This is a genomic window from Nostoc sp. TCL26-01 (assembly GCF_013393945.1).
Taxonomy (GTDB): Bacteria; Cyanobacteriota; Cyanobacteriia; order Cyanobacteriales; family Nostocaceae; genus Trichormus.
Map to the genome: position 1 here is coordinate 1,817,516 of NZ_CP040297.1, position 25,051 is coordinate 1,842,566.

The 25,051-nt window shown below is 40.0% G+C and carries 19 protein-coding genes; 9 read left to right on the forward strand and 10 right to left on the reverse strand.

What is annotated here, in order from left to right:
• Positions 1 to 6 precede the first annotated feature (6 nt).
• Both FD725_RS07755 and uvsE read right to left on the reverse strand, forming a co-directional pair.
• Positions 7 to 1,605 (reverse strand): Hsp70 family protein, encoded by a 1,599-nt coding sequence (locus tag FD725_RS07755; RefSeq protein WP_179047588.1) that lies wholly within the window; start codon positions 1,603 to 1,605, stop codon positions 7 to 9.
• 141 nt (positions 1,606 to 1,746) lie between these two features.
• Entirely contained in the window at positions 1,747 to 2,694 is a 948-nt protein-coding gene (gene uvsE, locus FD725_RS07760) for a UV DNA damage repair endonuclease UvsE (protein WP_179047589.1), read from the reverse strand.
• A 458-nt stretch (positions 2,695 to 3,152) separates the two neighbouring features.
• Here uvsE and FD725_RS07765 point away from each other — a divergent pair, with 458 nt between their 5' ends.
• The gene (locus FD725_RS07765; RefSeq protein ID WP_010995434.1) at positions 3,153 to 3,371 is read left to right on the forward strand and encodes a hypothetical protein; all 219 of its coding nucleotides are present in this window, start codon (positions 3,153 to 3,155) and stop codon (positions 3,369 to 3,371) included.
• Between the two features lie 595 nt (positions 3,372 to 3,966).
• Positions 3,967 to 4,158 (forward strand): hypothetical protein, encoded by a 192-nt coding sequence (locus FD725_RS07770; protein WP_179047590.1) that lies wholly within the window; start codon positions 3,967 to 3,969, stop codon positions 4,156 to 4,158.
• A gap of 204 nt (positions 4,159 to 4,362) precedes the next feature.
• On the opposite strand, the gene FD725_RS07775 is transcribed toward FD725_RS07770, so the two are convergent.
• From FD725_RS07775 to FD725_RS07785, 4 genes are all read right to left on the reverse strand, one after another.
• Positions 4,363 to 5,877 (reverse strand): hypothetical protein, encoded by a 1,515-nt coding sequence (locus FD725_RS07775; RefSeq protein ID WP_179047591.1) that lies wholly within the window; start codon positions 5,875 to 5,877, stop codon positions 4,363 to 4,365.
• A gap of 126 nt (positions 5,878 to 6,003) precedes the next feature.
• On the reverse strand, positions 6,004 to 6,480 hold the full coding sequence (locus FD725_RS32365) for a hypothetical protein (RefSeq protein WP_256871870.1): 477 nt from the start codon (positions 6,478 to 6,480) through the stop codon (positions 6,004 to 6,006).
• A gap of 2 nt (positions 6,481 to 6,482) precedes the next feature.
• Positions 6,483 to 6,869 carry an Rpn family recombination-promoting nuclease/putative transposase gene (locus FD725_RS32370; protein ID WP_256871871.1) on the reverse strand — a complete coding sequence of 129 codons (387 nt, stop codon included), beginning with the start codon at positions 6,867 to 6,869 and terminating at the stop codon, positions 6,483 to 6,485.
• Between the two features lie 235 nt (positions 6,870 to 7,104).
• Positions 7,105 to 9,303, reverse strand: a complete 2,199-nt coding sequence (locus tag FD725_RS07785; RefSeq protein WP_179047592.1) for a recombinase family protein — start codon at positions 9,301 to 9,303, stop codon at positions 7,105 to 7,107.
• 85 nt (positions 9,304 to 9,388) lie between these two features.
• Between FD725_RS07785 and FD725_RS07790 the strand changes: the two genes are divergently transcribed.
• The 3 genes from FD725_RS07790 to FD725_RS07800 all read left to right on the forward strand — a co-directional run bounded on the left by FD725_RS07790 (position 9,389) and on the right by FD725_RS07800 (position 12,354).
• Positions 9,389 to 10,792 (forward strand): proton extrusion protein PcxA, encoded by a 1,404-nt coding sequence (locus FD725_RS07790; RefSeq protein ID WP_179047593.1) that lies wholly within the window; start codon positions 9,389 to 9,391, stop codon positions 10,790 to 10,792.
• A gap of 377 nt (positions 10,793 to 11,169) precedes the next feature.
• Positions 11,170 to 11,619, forward strand: a complete 450-nt coding sequence (locus FD725_RS07795) for a hypothetical protein (RefSeq protein WP_179047594.1) — start codon at positions 11,170 to 11,172, stop codon at positions 11,617 to 11,619.
• A gap of 393 nt (positions 11,620 to 12,012) precedes the next feature.
• The gene (locus FD725_RS07800; protein WP_179047595.1) at positions 12,013 to 12,354 is read left to right on the forward strand and encodes a helix-turn-helix transcriptional regulator; all 342 of its coding nucleotides are present in this window, start codon (positions 12,013 to 12,015) and stop codon (positions 12,352 to 12,354) included.
• A 47-nt stretch (positions 12,355 to 12,401) separates the two neighbouring features.
• Here the strand turns inward: FD725_RS07800 and FD725_RS07805 are convergent, their stop codons facing one another.
• Complete coding sequence (locus FD725_RS07805) at positions 12,402 to 13,070, reverse strand: polysaccharide deacetylase family protein (RefSeq protein WP_179047596.1); 669 nt, start codon at positions 13,068 to 13,070, stop codon at positions 12,402 to 12,404.
• A 437-nt stretch (positions 13,071 to 13,507) separates the two neighbouring features.
• Positions 13,508 to 14,791 (reverse strand): glycosyltransferase family 4 protein, encoded by a 1,284-nt coding sequence (locus FD725_RS07810; RefSeq protein ID WP_179047597.1) that lies wholly within the window; start codon positions 14,789 to 14,791, stop codon positions 13,508 to 13,510.
• 977 nt (positions 14,792 to 15,768) lie between these two features.
• Between FD725_RS07810 and glyS the strand changes: the two genes are divergently transcribed.
• Entirely contained in the window at positions 15,769 to 17,919 is a 2,151-nt protein-coding gene (gene glyS, locus FD725_RS07815; protein ID WP_179047598.1) for a glycine--tRNA ligase subunit beta, read from the forward strand.
• A gap of 83 nt (positions 17,920 to 18,002) precedes the next feature.
• Complete coding sequence (gene murD / locus FD725_RS07820; RefSeq protein ID WP_179047599.1) at positions 18,003 to 19,373, forward strand: UDP-N-acetylmuramoyl-L-alanine--D-glutamate ligase; 1,371 nt, start codon at positions 18,003 to 18,005, stop codon at positions 19,371 to 19,373.
• A gap of 52 nt (positions 19,374 to 19,425) precedes the next feature.
• Here murD and FD725_RS07825 read toward each other — a convergent pair whose 3' ends face one another.
• Entirely contained in the window at positions 19,426 to 20,019 is a 594-nt protein-coding gene (locus FD725_RS07825; protein ID WP_179051470.1) for a DUF3611 family protein, read from the reverse strand.
• A gap of 1,071 nt (positions 20,020 to 21,090) precedes the next feature.
• Between FD725_RS07825 and FD725_RS07830 the strand changes: the two genes are divergently transcribed.
• The gene (locus tag FD725_RS07830) at positions 21,091 to 23,250 is read left to right on the forward strand and encodes a hypothetical protein (RefSeq protein ID WP_179047600.1); all 2,160 of its coding nucleotides are present in this window, start codon (positions 21,091 to 21,093) and stop codon (positions 23,248 to 23,250) included.
• Here the strand turns inward: FD725_RS07830 and FD725_RS32375 are convergent.
• A complete protein-coding gene (locus FD725_RS32375; protein ID WP_256871872.1) occupies positions 23,243 to 23,365 on the reverse strand; it encodes a hypothetical protein in 123 nt (40 codons plus the stop codon). The two genes, FD725_RS07830 and FD725_RS32375, sit on opposite strands and share 8 nt — an antisense overlap.
• Positions 23,366 to 23,418: 53 nt before the next feature.
• Here FD725_RS32375 and FD725_RS07835 point away from each other — a divergent pair, with 53 nt between their 5' ends.
• The gene (locus FD725_RS07835; RefSeq protein WP_179047601.1) at positions 23,419 to 24,900 is read left to right on the forward strand and encodes a hypothetical protein; all 1,482 of its coding nucleotides are present in this window, start codon (positions 23,419 to 23,421) and stop codon (positions 24,898 to 24,900) included.
• The last annotated feature ends 151 nt before the right edge of the window (positions 24,901 to 25,051 follow it).

Below are 25,051 nucleotides of genomic sequence, written 5' to 3' on the forward strand. Positions count from 1 at the left end.
ATACTTTTAACTCAACTGGGCTACGAGTTGATTCTCCAACAAAGTATCATTGGTTAACAAATCTTCAACGGTGATGCGTAAAAAGCGTTGCTCATCGACTTGAAATAAGATTTTAATACGATCGCTTCCTGGATATCCTGGTGGTGTGAGTTGGGCTATAGTTCTCGCACCTGCTGTATCATTTAAGGGTTTAACGCTGGTGACTCCAGTTTCCAGGCGGCGTGTAATTAAGCGATCGCCATCAAAATAAACTTCTGTGCCGCCTGTTTGTGCGCCTAATTCCCCTAAAATTAACTCAATGCTGGGTTGATTCTCTAAAGAAGCACCCAGAACTAATTCTACTGGCTGATTCATGGGATATGGTTGTCCTTCCCGAATAATGGGATGCCAACTATGGCGTTGGTTGCGTCGATCCCAATAGCGCACACCGTAGCTATGGTAAAGAAAGTCTTTGATTTCCACCCCTTGAGATAGTTGCAATGCACCTTGAGCGATCGCTTCAAATGGGCGATCAGAGCGAATTTTCTCTGGTGTAAAATATTGTTTTACCCATGTTTGCACTGCGGGTAGTTGCACAGTTCCACCTACTAATAAAACGGCGTTAATATCAGCAATTTCTATCCCTTGGCGGCGTGCTTGTTGCAGTAAATTAGACATCGACTCATCTAGTTGCTCAAAAAATCCATGTTCTTTGAGGATTTGTTCTAAATGATCACGGGTTAACTCTAGTTCATAGCTGTCAAAATTTTCATCATCAAAATACACTTCACTGGCTTGGGTTTGAGTAGAGAGTTGAATTTTTATCCGTTCTGCAAGTCTGGTGATGATAGGACTGATCGCTAGTCCTTGGGTTTTGGTAAAGTAATCTACTAACCAATTATCAATATCTGTACCGCCTAAATTCTGCCCAGCTTTTGCCAATACACGGGCAGTTTTAACTTTTTGTTTGGAATCTTCCGCCAGTGATTTACTGCCCCATTTCAGCAAGAATCCTACAGGTTTACTGTTTGCTTGAGTACTTTTATTTAACTGCACAAGAGATAAATCTAATGTTCCACCACCAAAGTCAATTACTAAGAGAATTTCTTCTTCAGCTAAACCGTATCCTAAAGCTGCGGCTGTAGGTTCATCTAACATCCGCACTTGTTCAACGGGGAGTGCTTGACAAACTTTACCCAACCAGTAGCGATAATTTTCAAAGCTATCAACAGGTACGGTTAAGATGAGTGAGTCCAAGCCACCTTCTAGCGGTGCTAATTGTTCAATGACTCGCGTGAGAAACCATTGGCCAATTTGCTCAAAACTCATCAGTTTTCCATCTATTTCTGGAAGAAAACCTTGGATACCTGCCCCAATCCCTCGTTTGAAGCTACGGAAGAAGCGGGTATCACCTTTAAGATCAAGACCGCGATCGCGCACTTGTTGCCCTACAATCACCTTACCTTGGTTGGCATCTTCCACATAAACCAAACTGGGAATTAGTGGAGGGTTGAGGCTTTGTTGAATTGATAAACCAGGAAGATTGAGAGTTTGGGGTTGTTGGGTGACTGGGTTCCAACGGGTAATAACTGTGTTACTAGTACCGAAATCGATTGCGATCGCCATAAGCAATTCAAAATTCAAAATTAAAAATGAAATAAGCCTCTTATCATCAGCGTTCTAGCTCTTAAGATTCAGCGACTTAACAGCGCTTTGGCTTAGTCTCAATTATCTCAAGCAGAGGCACAGATTATGTTTTTCGTGAAACTATTGTCCCATAAGCCACCATGAGCGCAAATGGGCGATCGCTACTTCTTTTTGTTTGGCTTCAACTTCTATCCACGGTGCTTGATAGTAAACACTGGGCATATCAGTAATTAAATTACTGTGTTTTCTGTCGTTAAATGCTTGTTCGCCGTTGGAAATATGGACTAGTTGCCATTCTGGTTTTTCCCAAGTTGTTTGTGCTGCATGAAACATAGCTGCAACACTGGGATGATCATAGCTGTCTAGATTTTCATGACAAATATGATGATGGGCATCGAAAACCATTGGTATATTAGCCTGTTGGCAGACTGTGAAAATTTCCTCGGCACTGTAGGCGTATTCGTCGTTTTCTAGTGTGAGACGATTCCTGATAGCTGCTGGCAAATCAGAGATCACAGAAATTAATTGTTGGCTGCGTTGAGATTTGCCACCATGAATATTCATCAATGACCAAGGTGAACGAGGCAAGCCGAGTAAATCAAGGGTAAGGGCGTGTCGTTCTAAAATTTTGATACTATTTTGCACTACTTCGGCCGAGTCAGAACTGAGGACTACATATTGATCTGGGTGTAGTACGATTCTGATATTGAGGGATTGCGATCGCTCTCCTATCTTACTTAAATCAGCACTCATTTCTGTTAGTATGTTTGTCCCGATTTGGTCTTCGAGATCACTGAGGGGAAATAAGGCTGAGGAGAGGCGATACAAGCGGATATTATTGTTGTGGCAAAAAGACAAGGCATCATGCAAGCGCTGCAAGTTATGCTGGTAAAGTTCTCTCAGGGCTGTTTGGCGATCGTCCACAGAGAGTTTTAAATAGCGTGTGCGTGTCATAGTCCGAAAACGGACTTGTTGATCAAATGTAATGCAAACCAGCCCTAACTCTGGCGGAACGTTTGTTTGTAACTGTGCGGTGTTAAGCAGGTGAACTAACTGGATTGCAGCCATTGATTTATCTATATATTCATTACCTCTTGACTTTATTTAACTGAATTATCGTTGTGTGTGAGGAGTATCTCAAGCTTGATTTTGCCAGCATTTAAGTATCTATAGGTATGAAAATTCCTATATTTTTGTTTGTGTTGATGCCCTCATAAACAATACATCTATCTTGAGTAATAAATAAAATTTATATAAATGAATATTCATCTAGCTAAATAAAATTTTTTCATAATAACTAACACACCCTTTATGTAGAAGTTCGTCAATCTCAGCTTTCAAGGTGACAAAAGACGATAAATCAAAAGCAGGAATGTCAAGATAAGCAGATGTACCTTTTGGTAGTACTGTCAAGTCAATTAAATATTTATTAATATAGGTATAAATCCATCGTCAGGAGTCAAAAAAATTCAGATAGCAGGCGTTTTCCACAATCACCAGATTTTTCACCAGCAGAACAGAAGATTATGAAAGACCAACAACAGTCAGACTCTAAAGAATTCGTGGGTAATCTCAAGAATGGCATTTGGTTGTTTGGCCTCTCTTCTTGGGTATTTGGCATTACAGACCGCAGTATTGCTTCCTTCGCCGATGGCTATCTTTCAGCTTTAGATTTAACGCAACTATTTACAGCAGCAACATTCTTTGTTGCTTGGCTATTTCTAAAGCCGACATCTAAGGTTTAAGCAGTTGATTCAGGTAGAACTTTTGGCTATGGCGTGAGTTTGACGAGTCCTTTGTCACCTCACCCTCAACCCTTCTCCTTGCAGGAGAAGAGAGAAAAACCTTGATTTTTCGTTGCCTCTGCTGCCAGGAGAGCAAAAAATTTTACAGGCAAATCAGTTTGTAGCGTTTCTCAGTTAAGTGAGGTACAGATTTTTAGTTAACAGAGGCTACCAGCATTTCTCATACCATTTCACGTGAATCATGATACACATGAATTATGTAGAGACATTGCAATGCAACGTCTCTACTGTTTCTGACATGATTCACCAATATCTCACTTAACCCGCCCCTACGACCTCTGGACTAGACATTGGTGTAGTGTGTTATGTTACTTACGCTTACTTGAATAAATGTAGCTTATGTATCAGCATATTATTACTAATCAAAGTAAGTCTGTGTCTGGAACATAGGTCAAATCATCGTCGTCACTTATGAGACGACCTGTAACATATTAAAGTAAGTGATTTAAAATATACAATCATTTAACAAAGCTTAAAGTTGCTTTATTATAATATTTACCAAAGGTGTGAGTTGAGTTTTGGAATTTTATTAACGATGCCTACTGCTACATCTACTGTTTCGGAACGTAACTGCCAAGCTGACTTGGCTCGGAATCTGAGCAAGTGCTACTACCAAAATGACCAGCAAGCCAAACTCATGGATTTGCAGGCAGAAATAGATTCTTTGTTACAACAATTGCAAAATCTCAAAGATGAGCGTTTAGCAACCACCACTCAAGAACAATAGCTTTGCTTGTTGGCGATCGCCTTTCCTATTGACACTATGTCAGTTTTGTGAAACCAAGGGATGAATCTTTAACTCAAAAACTTGGCGATCGCTGTAATGATTTGATAAAGATTTTGTGAAAATCTGTATAAACTAATTTAACATTTCTCAGAAAAATTTTAAATGGGGAGGGGAAAAAATATTTCCCTCCCATTTTTGTCAAAATTAATCATCTTCGCTGGGAGTGACGGGTGATTCAATAATGTTGCTACCACTGTAATCTTCGGGGTTGTCTTGAGTTGTCGCTATATCGGGGTTGAGTTGTTTGATTAAACCTTGGATGTAGTTTAGGGTGGCTGTGGTGGTTTTTGGTTGCCCATTTAACCAAGCACTAGCCTTGGCTTCTCCTTGCTGGGCAGTTAAAATCAAAGCTCCCCAAGCTTGTACTTCTTGTCTATTAGGGTTAACTTTGAGAGCAGCTACGATCCGCCGCCATAATCGACCTTGATCTATTTTTAATAAAGCAGCAATTTCTTGAGCGTTCTGAGGTGAGGCATTAAACACCTGTAAAGCTTTTTCCCAACGCCCATCAATTAATTCGGCTAAGACTTGTTGACTGGGACTTGCCCATGTTTTTTCGGCTTGGGCTTTGGTTTGTTGGGCGTGTAGGTGAATCAGATCAAGTTGAGCTTGCACTGCTTGTGGTAGATGACCTTGACGCTGTTGTTTGATGAATTGTAACGATTCCTCAGCTGGTGACCACAATCCACTACGACCAATTAACAAGGCATTTTCATAACCAGGATCTTTCCAGTTGGTTGGTTGGAGAGAGATGGCTTCTAGTTGGATGGGGTTAAGGTATAAATTGACAGCTTTGACTTGATAAACCTGTAACTGTGGTTCTAAAGCTACTGTTTGATCGATAATTAATTCTGGAGTTCTATCACCAGTTACCTGTTGCCATTTCGGTATGTGTCCACTGGGGCTTGCCCAAGACAACATTGGTTGCAGGTTCGTCCGTTCTCGATTGTAGTAGATAACTTGACCGTAGGCGATCGCGTTCCGCACTTGGTTTTCTTGTTGACGCTGCCCTTTTAAATAAAACCATACTCCCGGTGCTGATGTCTTCGTTTCAAAGCGTTTAACTTCGCTCAAAGGTAGGAGGTTGCTGACATCTTGATGTGCTGAGGTATCATCAGCCAAAGTCAAAGATTCCTCTACGCCACTTATCGGTAGATTATTAGCTAAACGATAAAATTTTTCTGGTTGTGCTTCATATTTTAAGTTTTCTAATTGATAAACTCTCAGTTCTACCACTTCTCGACAATCAGCTTCACAGTTGGGACGCTGGCGCATGATTGGTAAAAGAAATGACTTACCCTCATCATCTAAAGGGAGAGAGTCGCCGGGGATTTGTTGTTTTTGACTCAAGTTGACTTGGATTTGTGAGAGAGTTTGAGGGGGTTCGCCTTGACTAGGGGGAATTTGCGCCCATGCCGGTAAAAAATTATTCAGCCAGATAACTTGTTCGGGATTCAAGATAAACAGAACACTAAGCCAGGTAAAAGTGAGAACTAAGCCAGCACCAGTGAGTAAAATAGCGATCGCTACAATTGAAGACAAAGAACGTTGATGTTTCCGCCTACGTCTAGTTCTGGTATGGCTGGCTGGTTTAGTCTGCAAATCAGGTTCATTATCGCTAGAAGATTTTGTCTTCGGCTTGCGCGAGCGATGTGCCATGTTTAGTTCTCAGCTAATCTAACGAGTATTGTGTGTTTATTGTTTCTTTTATACTCGCGCTTTGATGAGTTGCCTATAAATCACTAATCTGGCGTAAATATTTGTAATTATCTGCGGATCTGAGGACTACGGAACTTCTTGTGAGAGATTAGAAGACAGTTGCGATTGTAACTCCTGTATTTGTTCTATATTTAAACCCGTGATTTGTGCGATGTCTTCCACAATCATTCCTCTTCGCAGTAAATTTAATGCAATCTCTTCTCTGGTTTTTTGTGCAGCTTTTCGTTCCCAACTTGTTACCATTTCCATATATACCTCCTCATTTGTTAGTCCCATTTTATCGGCTGTGGCTTTAAAGGCTTCTTCCTCGGCAGCATTCAGTTCCAGGTACACATCCACAAACCCTGAAATCAATTGCATTCGGGCAGGATCTAATTTTAATGTAGTCAGCAACCGCAAACATTCAGCTTTTACCTGTGGACGTTCTTGCCTCTTAATATTCATCTTCGCCATCAATGCTGCGGCAACTGGATTTGGCTGAGTGATAAAATCTCGCCAACTTAAGCGATTTAATTGAATCGCGGCAAACTGAAATTCCAACACATTTAAATCGGGAAATGTAACACGATAATTTTGTGGTTCAGCGCGTTTGGGTTCGTCAAAAGAAAAATGACAACTGGGTAAATTGGTAAATCATATTTTTCATGCAAGCGGGCAAAATACCTAAACATCCGTTTGGCAAAAGCTGTCTTAGTGTAAGACTGATTTTCAACATGAATTAAAAAATAAGTTTCCTGCTCTTGATAACGCACCTGCGCCAGCAAATCAATTTCTTTTTTTTCCCCAGAAGTAACATCAGTAAACACTTCCTGGGGTAAAAATTGAATAGAATCGCGGTCTATTTGGCTAGCTACTTGAGGTAGAAATAAATCTAGAAACTCAATAAAAAATGTAGAAAGCAATTCTTTAAACAGCCGATCATGGTCTATCATACCCTTTACCTTCCATCTTTAATAAGCGAAGCACAAACCTGCCAAAGAATCCAAATCTGCTCAAATTCATTTTCTAAATTTCGTAGCTGCTGCAACATCAGCTTGGACTATCCATATTTACTTCAATCACTTCTTATACCATTTCATGAAAAACATGATGCAAATGCAAATCTTGAAACCTGTACCAATTCTCACTTTCTTAATTTTGAATTTTGAGTTGGTATTAACCCATTCCTTATTCCAATTGCACACAAGCATGAACTAAAGGTAACAAAGGCCCTAATTGTTCTTGTCCACTCACCGCCAAATCACTGTGACAAAGATAAATTTTGCCTGATACACGAGATAGCAAGTCAGCTAAAATTCTCTGGAGTCTTTCTTGTTCGGCTAATTTTTCATCTTCTGCTGTCCAAGGTTTTCCCAATCTGTTTTGTAAGAAAAATGGCGCACCGAATAAGGTAGCTGCACCACCTTTTGCCCACAACGGTGAACCAGCATCTAACCAAAAATGCCATCGATGAAATCTTCTACTAGAACGATATTGAAAGATAGTTGCTAAGGTGACGGCTTTTCTCGCAGTCCCAATGGGACGTAGGGGATAAGGGTTAGCAGTAATAGTACCCCGGCGTAAAAGCTGGATAAATTCGGTGATGGGAGGGGGAGAGGGGGAGAAAGAATCTATATAAGTACTCTCCTCTTGTCCCCTTGTCCCCTTGTCTTCTAATCCCCAACTTTGTTTTAATCTTGTGTCAATTTCCCAATAATGCTGGGCAGTTTCTAGTAATTCTCGCAATGCGGCTAATTGATCGTAAGGGAGGTTGCTGCCTTTCCACAAGAAGTCTTGAATCGCTCTATCTAGGAGGGAAATAGGGCTGGGAATGAGACGTAGTTCGTGTTGCGATCGCTGTTTTTCTAGCCATTGTAATATTTCACTATAGGCTGTTGTAGCTGCATAGCCAATGCGATCCCAACGTTCAAAGGTTGTCACTGGTAATAAGTTGGGGTGTTCGGGATGAGGGACGAAGCAGTAATCAGCGATTAATCCTGCCCTAACTGGGTCAATTCTACTGGAGAGTGGTGAGGGGGTTTCTGGGGTTTGTGGTTGTTTGCTCAAAACTACTAGCATTTCTGCGACAGCATCCCGATCTACTAAGCGTCCTAAACCGGGATAGACTAGCGCCAGCAAGGTGAGTAATGCTCTGACTACTGGCGAACTAATCAGGGGACGTTGATCATTGAGTGATTCAACGGGGATATTTTGCTTGGTAAGGATTTCTGTTAGTGTATAACGAGCGATCGCATCTAAACCAGGGGCAATAATTGCTACTTGTTCTGCTGCTACCTCTCCTGATTGGATGGCGTTGGCAATGACTTCTGCTGTTTGCCGCAATAATTGGGCGCGGGATGTGGTTTGAATTGATTGTACACTTAGGGGTAAACTCGACAACAGCATCGGTTCAGTGATAGACTCCACCATTGGTGTTGCCAGTCTATCTGCTAGAGAATCTGGTGCAAATTCTGCTAGGTTCTCGACTCGACACTCTCTAGCTAATCCTGCCAGATAATCAGGATCTGCTCCCAATCCCAACCTCACTCTACCATCAGGATTGTAACTGAAAGCGCCAACTGCACCCTGAGCTAATAACAACTCAAATAAATGGCGTACGACTCCCGGATATTCATCAACATCATCTGCCAACACTGCTTGATAGCGGTTAGCTAAATGCTGCTGGTAACTCTCATGAGTTAATAAGTGCTGAGTGTAGAGTTCGGTGATAATGCCATAGGTGAGTAATCCTCTCTCTAAGCACCAATTTCGCCAATCTAGTAATAAAGATGCTAAAAATTCGGGTTCCAAAGTCACAGGATTATCTTGTAAACCCAATTGCAAAATCTCGGCAATACCTTCGCAAGGTGTACCACTATAAGCCGCTAGCTGCATCAAGTCTAAAATTCGCCTAACTAGACGATTCTCATTTACCCCTACACGTCGTAAGATTTCTGCATCTAATTGCGATCGCCAGAGTTTTGTGGCTAGTTCTTGCTCTGTTTCTGGACGTAATCTTACCGGAAATTGTGCTTTTAAATTCAACAATTGAATCAGCAAAGGCCAAAATAAGATAACGTCATCTTGAAAAAAACCTAGTGGAGTTTTCACCCGCACTGGATACTTACCTTGTGTATTGGTAACAATTTTATCACCTAATTCTCGCCGATTATCATCATTAGCAGCCAGAACTAAAACTCCTGGTTTCGCTTGTTGAATATCAAAAGTAGTAGGCGTGTAAGTAGTTGCTTTCAGATTAGCTCTTTTAGTATAAAATAATTCATGAATTTGTTTCTCATCTTGTAACCAACCACAAAAATATTCCACCAAGCGAGTCGTCTTACCACTACGACTACTACCAACAACCCAAATAGAATGAGAAACCACAAAATGCTCCTTAACAGATTTGTTATTATAATTCTTGCGTTAATTTAAGGTTAAGGGCTACCAATTAATCAACAATTCTGGATAATTGCCTCCGATGAGAAATTCCCTGTTTGACCAAAAAATTTATCCTTTTCTCCTGTCTGCTTACCGATGGTATTTAAGAACTCCAGAACGTTCTTTAGAAGAAGCTTATACGGCTGCATTGAAAATTAAAGCTATAGAAGATGAGCATTTTAATAGTAGCAAAATCGACTTTAATTCAGCCATTTATAGCAGCAGCGTGATGGATTATTTTGCCTCTGACTTGGCTAAACAATTAAAAATAGCCAGAATGCGGTTGACTGAATTTCGATTTAGTCGTTGGTTTTCTAACGAATCTCATCAAAAAGCTGCTCATAAAGCCGGTATAGAATATCCTAGCCCTGCCATAATTCTAGAAAAATTAAGATTTATCGATGAAATTATCTCAAAATATACAGATGTTGACAGTGAATCTATTTCACCATCCATCGTTCAACAATCACCAATTATTTCTCCTGATTCAGTCACATCTACAAATAACTCATTAACCTATAATTCTTCACCAAGTAACTCTAACAAGAACAGCCTAGTTGAACGTATCTACACCCCCACATCCTTACCCCAATTAGCTAAATCGAAAACAGAACCCAATAAAAAACCCCGTGGGAAAGCCAACACAACAGGTATCCTCCCTCGTTCAATTTTAAGCACTATTGGCCGTCTACAAATTGAATTAGATCCCAATGCAGAACAAGATGTTGTCAACAACTTCCGCCAAGCTCAAAAAAGAACAATTATATCTATTAGATTTATATTATTACTCATAATTATACCTCTTTTAACACATCAATTATCCAAAGCACTCATAGTTGGACCAATTGTAGAAAACTTGAAAGTATCTCAGCCAGATAATATCTTTCTGAACTCGGAAATGGAAGAAGAAGCCCTAGTCCGACTGCAACGATTTGAAGAGAGAATCAAATTTGAAAACCTGATTAGTAATGCACCACCACTTTCATCTGAAGAAATCGAAACTAAGATGCAAGCAAAAGCTCAAGAAGTAGCGAAAGAGTTTCGTGGGGAGAGTTCTAATGCTATCAAAAATGTTTTTGCTGATATTTTTTCTGTTGCTGCATTCATTTGGTTACTTTTGGTGAGCAAATCTTCTATCGCCGTTATCAAAGAATTTTTTGATAATGTCGTCTATGGATTGAGTGACAGTGCCAAGGCATTTATTATTATTTTGTTTACTGATGTCTTTGTCGGCTTTCACTCTCCCCACGGTTGGGAGGTAATTCTAGAAGGTATATCTCGTCACTGGGGACTCCCAGCAAATAGAGACTTTATTTTCTTATTTATTGCTACTTTCCCTGTAATTTTAGACACAATCTTTAAATATTGGATTTTCCGCTACCTTAATCGGATATCACCTTCCGCAGTGGCAACATACAGAAATATGAATGAGTAATGGTGACATTTTTAGTAGTCAGTATAGCAGTCAGATTTGATTTGTAGAAATTGACACGCTGAGATATCCGACTTCTGAAAAAGTCGGTTTTTTTGTTCTGCTCAGAGTAAAAACACCAGCTTAAAATTGGGAACTGGAAATTATGATTAATCGTCGTCTCGGCTTAATATGTGGTTTCTAAGTTTTAGATTTTTACCGAAATGACGATTTTGCAAGTTGTATGTAAATAGGACTTAATTTCGCATATTGTTGTTTTGCCTCTGCTAGCAAGTAAACAAGTTACTTGATTGACAAAAATGCAGTTATAGGCATAGCAAGCAAATGTAGTTTTACTAGCTTTTCGTACTACATTGCTCATTTTATGAGGGAAACTAAAGGTGCTGAAAATTTTAGTTGATGCTGATTTAATTTTAAACGCTGTGATGAATCGCACTGATTTGACAGAGGATGTTAGAGAATTACTAGAAAAATCACATCCATCAATTCAAATTCACCTGACAAATGTTGGCTTGCAAAAAATTTCTACTTACGCTTACTGTTTAGGACAACATCAAATTCCTGAGATGATAGCTGATTGGTTGCAACAGAAAATGCAAATCTGTGCTGTTGACAAAAATCTACTGCAACAAGCCCGCTATTCACCCCTGAAAGATTTTGAATCTGCTGTAGAGCTAGTATGTCTTAGGCATTATAAATTAGATGCAATTATTACTCATCAGCAAGAAGATTTTATCGAAGCTGCTAATCAGTTTTGTATTTGGTCATTTTCTGACTTGTGGTTACGAGCTTATTTAGAAATTCAATTGCAAGCAACTAATCATATCTAGTACAGCTACACCAAAGTCAATAGTCAAAAGATTTATATACTTAGTTTTTTAACTGTTGAAAAGCGTAGTCTTATTTCCCCTATTCTGTATTAGTTAGTGTCTAATGATATCTTTCACTACAGTAAAATCCAAGATATCAGCATCTCATCTGATTTTTACCAGAACGCAGTACACATAGATGTAACCTATTGCCGATTATCCAGTACCTATGACTCATGACCTTGGCTTTGCAGAAGTAGGTTATTTTTAATATAAGTAGAATTAATTTAACAGAATGTTATTTTTAGATTAAAAAAACCAAACTAAATTTTTTAAGTGATCTGATAGTGTAGGTTTTCTTTGGTGCTAGGATCTACGACTATAAGTAGGATCACATTTTAAAGTGCTGTAGCTGTGAAACAAAAGCCAAAACCAAGAATTGCTTTGCTGCGTGAGAAAGCAGGGTTAACGCAGTTGGAACTGTCGCGTCTTGTCGGTGTAACTGAAAGCACTATCCAAAACTGGGAAAGTGGGCGCACTGGGACAGACCATATTGAAAGAATAATTAGATTTTGCAAAGCTTTGAATTGTCAAGTAGAAGACTTAATTGAGTACACAAATCAATCTTTATCTGAGTCTGTACCTCAACCCACTTCCTTGAATGAAATACATGATATTTTGGGGACTGAAGAAACAGCTTCAGCCGATAGTTCTGAAGCTGAATTAAGCGCACAACCAGAGGCGAAAAGTACCTAAGAAAATGGGTAACAGGTACTCTGGCAACACAATTAAATTAGTATTACCTATAACTGCTGCCATAAAGCATCAATAGTGACAAATTTGTAGCCTTGTTGTAGTAGTTGCGGGATGAGTATTTTAATTGTTGCAGCTACATCTTGTCCACCACAAACACCATCGTGTAAAACAATTAGTGAGCCGTTTTGTACTTGCTTTTGTACTCGCTGGACTACCTTAATTACCCCTGGCCTAACCCAGTCTTCTGGGACGACACTCCACATGACTGGACGATATTGCCATTGCTGAAATAAATCTAAAATTTTAGGTGTAAACAAACCATTAGGAGGTCTGACATCACGCACTTTTTCTGGTAGTAAATTACAAGCATTGTAGATGGCTATTTGGGTTTTTTCTAAACTTTCTTTCAGGGCTGTTGCTGATAGCATAGGGAAAGAGCGATGATCGTAACCATGCAAGCCTATCCAGTGACCACGATCGCTAATAGCTTTGGCAATTTCTGGTGAACGGTTGACACAAGCACCTAACCAAAAGAAGCTGGCTGTAATGTTGTAGTGGTCTAGAACTTCTAAGACTTGAGGTGTGTACTGGGGATGGGGGCCATCATCAAAGGTAAGCGCGATCGCTTTCGATGTGCGATCGCCATGCCAAAGGCAGTTAGGGAAAGTTGGTTGGAGTAAGCGATAGATAATAGGCAACAGAGGTGCTAATTGCATTTTTTATCTGTGTTATTTACAAATCCTCTCGTCCCTAGCTAGTTTAACAATTAAAAATATCAAATATCAGACAGTAGATGTATTTAGAAATCTGGCTGGATAGATAGGTAATAGGTAACAAGTAACAGGATAAGAAAAAATCAGTATGGATAAGTACCTAAACAAAATTAATTACACATATCGTCTTCCTGTAACCTGTAACCTGTAACCTGTTCCCTCTCTTCACAAATGAATTTAATTTTGTGCGACTACTTATTGGTGTTGGGTTTCCCAAAGCCTCAACCCAACCTACTGCTAGTCCTAATATCTTGATATTAGGTTATGCCATTTTAATATAGAATACGCTATGAGTTGCTAAAAAAGCCCGACAAATATCAAAATCATGGAATTACAGACAGCACCTAATTAAACTAACAATCTTACGTTTAATATAGATGTTAAATTTTGACAGATTTTTTCTCTACCAATTTTGTCACACGAGCTAAATTTGGCAACGTTTTACCTAATAGCTCAAAAAATAAGTTTTCATATTGATCTATTGCTTGTTCAAAAGAAAAATTTTCTTCTGCAAACTGTCTACCTTTATCACCTAACTTGGTCGCTAATGCTGGATTATTATATATCTCCAGCACTGCTGCGGCTAAGGCTTCTGGTGATTCTGGCTCGACAATTAAACCACCGCCACTTGCGCCAATCACTTTAGCTGCTGTACCAATAGCAGGAACCGAGGCGACAACTGGCCTTCCAGAAGCTAATACTAGTGGGATCTTAGAAGGCATATTAAAGGCAATCACGTTACTTTTTTGGACAATCAATCCTACATCTGCCGTTGCTAACATTTGTGGCAATTGTTCTCGTGGTTGCAATGGCAAAAGTAATACATTATCGGCTCCACAGGATAAGCAGTATTTCTGCAATCTGGCTAAAGCTGTGGATTCGCCAACAATGACAAAACTAATATCGGGAATGTGGCGCAAGTATGATGCTGCTGCGATGACTGTTTCTAAACCTTGGGTAAGTGCGATGTTACCGGAGTACATCACGACAAATTTACCGTTTAATTGATGAGTAGTTCGCCAGGGATTGTTCTTCGTTAAAGGGCGAATAAAATCTACATTAACCCAATTAGGAATACAGGCAATCTTTTTGGGATTGACTCCTTTATTGATAAGATTTTCTCGGAAACCATCAGCAATTACGCTAATTTTTGTCGCATTTTTATAGGCAAATTTTTCTATAATTTCACAAAACCGAATCATTAATTTATTAGTCATTAAGCCCACACGGACTGCAGCTTCGGGGAGAATGTCTTGTACATTGAGTACTACAGGACATTTGTAAAACCACCCCAGTAAGGTTGCAGGTAATGACACTAGTAATGGTGGTACTGTTAGGAGAATTACATCCGGTTTTTTGCCGTTAAAGGCTTGTGGCAAGCTAGTAAATATAAAACTTAATTCTAATAGCAGTCTGTCAAGTAGATTTGGTTTAGATTTAATTCTGAGGTAACTACGCTGGATTGTTACCCCATTTTTTTGTTCTGTAACATACCATTTACCCTTGTATCCATCGTAAATTTCCCGTTGGGGGTAGTTTGGCATTCCTGTAATTACCCGCACTTGATGACCTTTTTTTACCAAACCCTCTGCCAGTTCAGTCATCAGAGGTGCGATGCCTATTGGCTCTGGATAATAGTTATAAGAATAAATCAGGATGTGCATGATCTGTTCATAAAATTTGTAGAGCTATTTTCAAATCATTTAGCGTGTTGCAACATTAACCAAGTATCAGTAGAAGACTTAATACTATGCAGTTAGTGATAGATTTTATATCAAAATGCTGACAACATACACCATTGATTTATATGTGCTGTATTGTGGTAACACATAACAGTAAGTAGATTATTTCATGTATGCAATTTCAAAACATAGTGTTGATGTACTCTACTTTTGAATTATTAAAACAACAGATTTCCTTGGGTGTTTTTATTGATGCTTTCAGTGGTTTAAACTATATTGTAGCTTTATGTCTAGTTTTTTTGTGGTTTTTACTGATGGTTTATCAAATCTTTAAACTTTAGTTGGATTTTTATTTTAATTTAAGCATTTTTAAGCATAAATTATTAGCAGATATCCTAGACTTTTTTCCACCAGGAGACTAGCAGTACAAAAAATTGTCTGTGTAGCAATCCGATTTGATGACTAGGCTAATTGGTGTAAGCAGAGAGTAGGCAATCAAGAGTGGGAAGTAGGTAAGAAGCTTTTGAGAGCGTACTGATTTTTTATGTGACGGCAAAGGTGAAGTCAATAAAAATCAAATCGGCATCCTATATTTAGGAATACATAGCATTTTCACAACATAAATTATGTAAATTTTGTTAAATTATCAGCATATTACCATAATTATAAAAAGTGAAAAAATACTTAATTAAATACTGATCTACTACGATGAAGAAAATACTATGTAAGTTCCTGATGAGATAAAAAAATCTAGTATGGGAGTGTTAAGTGCCGAGCAATGAGTGCTGAGTGAGGGAGTAATTTAAGCAGTTTTTCTCCCCTGCACCCCTGTATCCCTCTTACCCCATTCCCCAGTCCCCAGGTTTAAATTGGCGTTACTCTGGCTGTGACGAGTTGAATTGATTTCTGCCTTTCTTGATAAAGTGAAGCTACGCAAAGTTAAAAATAGATAGAGTCCTATGCCTGGGTTTTTATTGGAAGTTGGAACAGAAGAGCTACCTGCAAGTTTTCTTAGTGATGCTATGGCGCAGTGGCGATCGCTCATTCCTCAGAGTTTAGCAGCTCATAGCCTCACTTATGAATCTGTAGCAGTTTATGGTACTCCCCGACGCTTGGCAGTACTAATCAAAGGTCTGCCATCCCAACAGCCAGACACAGAAGAAGAAATCAAAGGCCCTCCCGCCCAAGCAGCCTTTAAAGATGGTCAACCAACTCCAGCCGCCGTGGGATTTGCCAAAAAGCAAGGGGTAGAAATTACGGCTTTGACAGTGCGCCCGACGGATAAAGGGGAATTTGTGTTTGTCCAGAAGAAAACTCTCGGTCGTCCTGTAGCAGAAATTTTCAGCGAACTTGTCCCGACTTGGATTGATCAATTAGAAGGTAAGCGGTTAATGCGTTGGGGTGATGGCGATGTCAGGTTCTCCCGTCCCATTCGCTCTTTAGTGGCTTTGTTGGATGAGGCAATTTTGCCCATTGAATTGGTGAATGGTTCGCTGAGTGTGAAAAGCGATCGCATTTCTGTGGCTCATCGGGTTTTACATCCAGAACCTGTGACCATTCACAAAGCTACTGATTATGTCGATACACTGCGCGATGCTTACGTAGTCGTTGATCCCCAAGAACGCACAGCCACGATTCAACAAGAAGTCCAAGCCGCAGTTGAGCAGCTATCTGGGTATACAGAAATTTACCCCGATTTGTTGGCAGAAGTAACAAACTTAGTTGAATGGCCTTCCTGCGTCATCGGTAAATTTGAGTCAGAATTTTTAGATTTACCCACAGAGGTGACGACAACGGTAATGGTCAGTCACCAGCGTTATTTTCCAGTGTTTAAAGCAGGTAATACTAAGGAACTTCTACCATATTTTGTGACAATTTCCAATGGAGATCCCAGCAAATCAGCAATTATCGCTGTCGGAAATGAACGAGTCATCCGTGCCAGATTGGCAGATGGACAATTTTTTTATAAAACAGATTTATCCAAGAGTTTAGAAAGTTATTTACCCCAATTAGAAACAGTCACCTTTCAAGAAGATTTGGGATCTCTGCGTGCCAAAGTAGATCGCATAGTCAAGATTGGCGCACAGATTACTAGCCAATTGCAATTAGGGGAAAGAGATAGTCAAAATATCCACAGAGCTGCTTTATTATGTAAAGCTGACTTAGTTACTCAAATGGTCTATGAATTCCCCGAATTACAGGGAATTATGGGACAAAAGTATGCTCTAGCCAGTGGCGAAGCTCCAGAGGTTGCCACAGCAATTTTAGAACATTATCTGCCACGAGGAGCAGATGATATATTACCTCAAACTCTCACAGGTCAAGTGGTGGGTTTGGCAGATCGATTAGATACTTTAGTGAGTATCTTTGGTTTGGGTTTGATCCCCACTGGTTCCTCTGATCCCTTTGCTTTGCGTCGTGCAGCTAACGCTATTGTTAACATTACTTGGGCTGCTAATTTGCAGATTAATTTAGCCAGCTTACTAGGACAAATAGCTACCGATTTTGCTGCCAAATATCACAAAGACCAAGCGCAATTAATAACAGCGTTAAACGATTTCTTCCTGCAACGTATCCGGACCTTACTCCAAGAAGAAAAACAAATTGACTACGACTTAGTGAATGCAGTTTTGGGAGAGAATGACTCAGAGTATACAGACAGAGCATTACAGAATTTACTAGACGTGCGCGATCGCGCCCTATACCTACAACAAATCCGCACAGATGGTACACTAGACAAAATCTACGAAACTGTGAATCGTTCCACACGCCTAGCAGCCCAAGGTGATTTAGATACTAAACAGCTAGAACCAACAAATTTAGTGCGGACAGAATTATTTCAAAAGTCGTCCGAATCAGCTTTCTATGATGGTTTAGTCAACCTAGTACCACAAACCCAAGCAGCCCAACAGTCACGTAACTATCAACTGTTAGTCGCCGGGTTAGAAAATATTGCCCCGACAGTGAGTAGCTTTTTTGATGGCGCTGATAGTGTGTTAGTCATTGACCCAAATCCAGAAATTAAGCAAAATAGATTACATTTGCTAGGATTGCTGCGAAATCATGCTCGTGTGCTAGCTGATTTTGGAGCGATCGTCAAAAATCTGTAGCCTAAAGCAACAAAAAGTGGTGTAATTTTAGCCAATAAGCGCTACGATAATGAGTGCTTAACCAGGGAACTCTGCTACAGTCTATGCCAAGAGCTTCTGTAATTGGATTAGGAAAGTCCGGTGTTGCTGCGGCGAGATTGTTGAAACGGGAAGGTTGGGAGGTAGTGCTGAGTGACAGTAACACCTCCGCAAACCTTCTCCAGCAACAACAAGAACTCGCCCAAGAGCAAATCATAGTTAAATTGGCACATTCACTGCAACTGGATGATGATTTACCCAATTTAATAGTTGTTAGTCCCGGCGTTCCTTGGGATATTCGCGTGTTAGTCAAAGCGCGAGAACTGGGCATAGAAACCATTGGCGAAATGGAGTTGGCTTGGCGCAACTTATCAGCAATTCCTTGGGTAGCCATTACCGGCACTAACGGTAAAACAACAACTACGGCTTTAATCGCTGCAATTTTTCAAGCAGCCGGGTTTGATGCTCCTGCTTGCGGTAACATTGGTTATGCAGCTTGTGAAGTTGCCCTAGCCGAAAAACTCCCCGACTGGGTGATTGGCGAAATCAGTAGTTATCAAATAGAATCCTCAGTTACCTTAGCCCCGAATATCGGTGTTTGGACTACTTTTACACCAGATCATTTAGCTCGTCATAAGACTTTAGAAAATTACTACGACATCAAAGCCAAGTTACTGCGCCAATCTCATTTACAAATATTCAATGGTGATGATCCATATTTGGCTAAACTAGGTGTAAGTCACTGGCCAGATGCCTATTGGACAAGTGTCAAAGGTCAAGAATTTCTGGTGAGTGAGAAAGGTTTCTATATTGAAGATGGCTGGGTTGTGGAAAAATTACAGCCAAACGCACCATCACAACAGATAGTTTCTGCCTCAGCTTTACGGATGGTAGGAGCGCATAATCAGCAAAACCTCCTCATGGCGGTAGCCGCAGCCCGTTTAGCCAATATTACTCCTGATGCCATAGAGCAAGCTGTGCGAGAATTCCCCGGCGTTCCTCATCGTTTAGAACACATCTGTACCTGGGAAGGCATTGACTTTATTAACGACAGCAAAGCCACTAACTACGATGCAGCCGAAGTGGGACTAGCATCTGTGAAAAGTCCAGCGATTTTGATTGCTGGTGGTGAAGCTAAACCAGGAGATGATAGTGGTTGGTTGGCAAAAATTCAAACTCAAGCCGCAGCCGTTTTACTCATTGGTGCAGCAGCAAATGCTTTTGCCCAGCGTTTACAAGAGATTAATTATACTAATTACGAAATTGTCGAAACGATGGATAAGGCTGTGAGTCGTTCTGCTACACTAGCTAAACAGTATCAAGCAGCAGTAGTTTTACTATCACCTGCCTGTGCTAGTTTTGACCAATATCCTAATTTTGAAGTCCGAGGTGATCATTTTCGCCAGTTATGTCAAGAAATGTTGCACATCATGTAGAGACGTTGCACTGCAACGTCTCTACACGAACAAAGAAACCATTATTCGCCTTTTAATGTTGATGCACTCGCTCGTAGAGCCACATAGAGGCTACAGTACCTATATAATGAGCAACAATCCCGTTGATGTTTGCCACCATGACAAATACATCTAATGCTCGGATAATTTTGTTGGGATCAGTAATGGCTACTCCTGGCGGTTGAGAAAGGGATTTGGCAATGAATACCCCCAAGGTGGCACTTGCGCCAACTAAGGTTAATAGCATTCCTAATAGACCGACAATTATACCAAGTTGAACGGCTCTAATAGTATCAGCCTTGCTAGGATGTAAGGCTGGATTAGGATTTGCCAATTGTTTACCAATGTGAGTGTAACGAAAATCCCAATAGACACTAAATAATAGAGCTACAATCCCACACATAGCCCAAAATATCCCAATGCCTAAAGTCGAACTGGGTTGATTGCTAAAGCTTTTACCCGTGAGAGCAAATAGTAGAGTTAAAAGAGCAACTACAGCTAATGCTAACTGTACCCACAAAGTAATCCAGCCTGTGAGACGAATCGTATTGGCAATTCCGTAAAGACTTGGTGCTAGTGATAGGTTATGCCTTGCTGTGTTGGAGTGAGTGTCTGTTTCGGCTTCCATATTTGTTACCTTTGGCTGATCCCCCACCACAACCATAGGTGCCGATTTCACCTCCAACCCCCATCCACAGACATAAAAATCTCGAACCTGATTATTTAAGTAGTCGTGCAAAATAGATTATGTAGCTGAGAGAGGCAATAGGCAATATAGCGTTTCCCAGTTAAGTGAGGTACAGAATCAATGTTTTTAAACGCAGCGAAAAGTTCTGTAGGCGGGTTTCCCGCCGTAGGAAACTTTTCAAGACAGAGGAATGCAGAGGAAAACGCAGAGGAACGCGGAGATTGCCCAATTTCATTAGCGGTGTACTCAGTACCTCAGCAGATTAGGAAACGCTATAGTATTTGTAGTGGCAATTACGAATTACGTTAGCGTAGCGTTAGCGAGTCTTCTCCCAAGGGGAGACGCTAAGAGCGAACGAGCGTCATTACGAATTACGAATTATCTTAATAGTCATTGTCAGCTACACAAATCCCCTTACATTTGATTCCGTTCGTAGCGGTGCGTTGACAATGAGAACAGAGAATTTTTTCTGTTTCTGTTTCTTGATGAATCTGGATGTTAGTGCTTGCCTGTAACTTGTTTTTTTCAGTCTGGAGTTCTACAGTCATAAAAATAGCAGAATTTTTTGCTGTTTACATTTTACAAGTCTAGAACTGAAGCATAAAAACCTTTGTTGACAAGTTAAGCTTGTAAGTCTTTTATCAAAAGGCTTTTAGAGAATTGTTGAAAAAAAACTGGTCAGACCCTCGTTGAAGATCGGGAAAAGAAGTTTTCGGTAGTGATTGTTCGGCAGTTGACTGCGATTCACTCAGCGATGATACGGTTAATATTAGGTAAATAAAGCACATCTAATAAGAACTGTAAAATTACTGGACTAAATCTAGAGCAGCATTGTATTGTCACTTTAGATATTATTCAGTCTATTAAAGCTTCGATATGCGATCGCTCCGTTTGATTTTTATTGGTATTATTACTTTTCTATTTGTTACAAATGCTGTTTTTCTGCGAAGGACTCTCTCTGTCCTACTCTGTGGCGTTCTGAGCTTTAACTCAGCCAGTTGTTATAGTTTTTTGAACAAAGACGAAATCGTTAATGCAGCCTTACCACCAAGTACTACTGCCCTAGCTGCGGATGAAACTAGCACTTCTCAGAAGGACAAACAAAAAATTGCAGGTTTCTTCGATCTGCCCAACATTCCTATTCAAATTCCTGGTGTACCTGGTGGAAATCCTATAGAGATAGCTAAAACTGCTGTTATTAAAGAAATTGGGGAAGCAGTGGGAGTTGGTTCACCACTGCTGTTAGACCAAAAGACAGCCTATCCAGATGTTTCCGATCAAGTTAAAGATTTTCACCCACAGAAATTAACGATTACTTCTGCTGAAGACCTTCAAAAGCCTTTACCTCCAGGGGATTACAGTCTTGATGTGATAGCTTATTGCACCCAATTTTCTATCCATGCGCCAGGGCAAGGGCTACCCTATAAACTTGCTCCCTTGATGGGAAAACAAGCACCTGCGATCGGTGCTTTGCTGTCCCGTGGTACTCTGCAAGGGATTGTCCCTGCTACACTCAATGCAGATTCATGGCGGATTCAGGCAGGTCTTCCCTTGAAACAATGGCCATCACAGGATCAAGCTTTAATTCACAAGCTTATCCCTGAGTATGAAAAAGGACTAGAAGGGGACTACCTGCGACAGATTGAGAATACCTATAACCAATACCGCTTAGTCCCTGGAATACCATCCTTTGATGATATGCTTAGACAATCTGGAGCGCCAGGAAAACTTGTACTGCAACTGCGACAAGCACGCCAAACCCTTGCAGATCAGACAATTTCTGCCGAAAGATTACCCGATCTGCTTTATGAGCCAACAGGCGACGGGCTACCGCGTCTGCTTCCGCCTTCTCAAGATTCGTCACCATCACGTTGGGCAGAAATTAAACCCGGTATTTTTGCTCGATTCACAGTTATTGAAGGCCATCTTGGACGAAATTTATTTGAGTTCCGAGTTACACCAAAAACAAGTGCAGCAATTAATGATAACTCTAATCTGGTAGCTACAAAAGAATTAGATAAGAAAGTGCTAGTAAGTGAGAAAACTGGAACCTCCGCCACACCAAGAGACGTGGTGTGTAACAGCAACCACATTACTTATTCAAAAGAAAAACCAGCCCAGGCTCTTATTCCCGCCTGTGTTAGCGATGCGAAGGCTGCTGAGAAAGAGCCTTTACCAAAACCAGCATCTCTAAGAATATTTTTTGAAGATAAAGATGTTACGGATAAAACCCAGAAAGTTATTGTAGGTCAGAAGATTGAACTTACCGTATCCTATTCAGCATCGATAAGTCCAGAATCGATCCAAAAGCAAACATGGATGGTACCTGGAAATACTGTGGGCGGTTATACACCTTCTCCCACGACATATTCTGAAGGCAAAAAAATTCCTACGGACTTTACAAAGTCTTCGGCAAGGTTTTTTTGGATCACCCCCGGAAAGTCATTAGAGGTAAATTATTCATATGAACTAACTAATGGAGAAAGAGCCTCAGCCAAGACATTTTTTGATATAGCAGGACCAATTTCTGGGTATATAAAAAGAACAAATAGTACAAACAAAGTAGATATTGGACAATGCGATGATGAGGTCGGATTTAATGGGGAGTGTTTACGGTTCGGTGAAAAAAGAACACTCGGAGATATTTCTAATATTTTGGGCAACCCTGTTGGAGTTGCATTCGATGGAAAGGTCACATTTGATGATTCCTCTCTTAGTAAAGAAGGAAAGTTAATTTGGGTTCAGATTGTCAGTGCATCAATAAAGAATGTTTCGGAAAGAAAATTGTGTCAATTTCAAGGAAGTAATTTGCTAGATGCCAAATTTCCCTATCCGGAATCGAAAGTCTCATTCCAAGATAGTTGGTGGCTCTCTTCTATTACAGACAGTCCTCAAGTTGCTTTGTCCACGGGGAATGAAGTATCGACGAGCCAATTTTTTCGGATGTACGTAATGTGGTGGTCTAAGCTTCCTCAGTCAATTCCAGTTCCACTTGGATTCGTTGATTGGCAATGGTCTGGAGTAGCTTTACGCGATATTTCCAGTAACAATAAATGGAAGCTCAAAAGTGGGGAAAGTGATGTAAAACTATACCAAGCGAGTCTCGAATATCCGGTATGGACAGGAACAGTGCAAGACAAACTAAAAATTACCTGTTCACCAACTAACTAATTAGCAAGCCAGTCAAGATTGATTCTTCCATCTCACCTATAGCAAGGGGAGCGATCGCTTTAAAAAACAATTCTCTCAAACAAAGTGCGATCGCTTTAAAACATAGTTTACTCATTTGTTAATGGCGTTAACACATAAATAATTGAGTCTTTATCTCTGGTTGTTATCATGGGGAAATTGCGTTTTATTATTACTTTTATAAATACATTTTTATTGGTTAACAATAATGTTTTTTGGCGCAGGGCGATCGCTATTTTGCTCTGTAGTTTTCTGAGCTTTAATTTGACCAGTTGTTATAGTTTTTTGGGTCAATATGAAGTTGCTAATGCGACAACAGCAACAGCAAATCAGATAGATTTAACAGGCACATGGATTATTAGAAAACCTTGGACAAAAGTTGATTCAAGAGGTTGTATCGCTCAAAATCCTCCTGGTGTTTTGGGGGATTTTACTGATGAATTTAAAGTTACTCAGAAAGGTAAACAATTCCAATTTGCCCCTGAAATGTTAGGAAATGGGGTTACTCTCAAGGGAAGCATAGATGGACAAAAAATCAAGTTTGTTTACACGACAAGCACAGGAGGTGTACATGAGGCCGTAGGAACTATTAGTGCTGATGGTAATACAGTGATCAGCAAAGCCTTGTGTAAAACTTCCAAGGGAATAGCAACAACTAGAGAACAATTTACTTGGACAAGAAAATCAAATCCATTAGATTTAAGAGTTCTCTGCTATTACATCTACTCTCTATTTATAATTTTCGTATTCATCCGTAAGTGTTATCACCGTAATTGGAAATTTGTACGGGCGACTCTTCTCTACTATTTATTTATCACATTTTTTGCCTTTCTACTCATTTATGGCAGTGCTTATAACCTAGAGTCACATTTAGATCAATTGCAAAAACAAGGATTATTTTCAGCATTTCCCTTTACCATCAGTGGTGATAGAGCAGATATAAATACGATTTCTAGAACAAATCCTGATTATTTACTCTGGACCATCTCATTAATCTCCTTTTTTGCAACTTTTCCACAGGCAGTAGCTAGAGGAGCGCGAATATATCCTCATAATACGCCATCTCCTGATCATATTATGAATCAAAGAGTTGAGTCATATAACAATATAGCCGAAAGATTAAACAAAACAGGTAAAATACTACTACCTTTTATTAATGATTTTTATATTGTTGGTGAATGGGTATTTGTGTTAGTAGCTCTTTCATCATTTGTTTCCCCATTTCCTATGCACAGTTGGTATCTGATACTCCTTGGTTGTTTTTTTATCTTAATAATCACAGGGTCGGATATCACCAATGGCATAGAAACCATTGGCAAAAAAAGTCCGCTCACTAATATCTTAAAAGAAGTGGCTCCTGGAATTATCAGTAAATTGCGAGATTTTTCAGTCTTGGTATTGCAGTTGAGCATCTTACTTGTGAGTGTTGGTATATCTATATTTTCTGGATTTATTCTGTTTAGTATCATCGCCAATATCATGCATACGAAAAATCTTGGTACTGTCGCCACAATTATCATCTTCGTTGCTCAAATTGGCGTGTTCTGGTTCAGTTGTACATATCTTTCCAAATCGATGGAATTCGTACTTGATAAATTAATCGATTGGATGGGTTATCGAAGTAATCAATGAGATTGGGGGGCGTTGACACATCAAAATTATCAGGATTAATGCGATCATCCTGCAACATGGTTTGGGCAAAAGTGTGATTACCCATCTCCCATAGACTGAATTGAGCAGACAGATAAACCGTAGTTGGGCGATCGCCTGAATTGGTATTCTA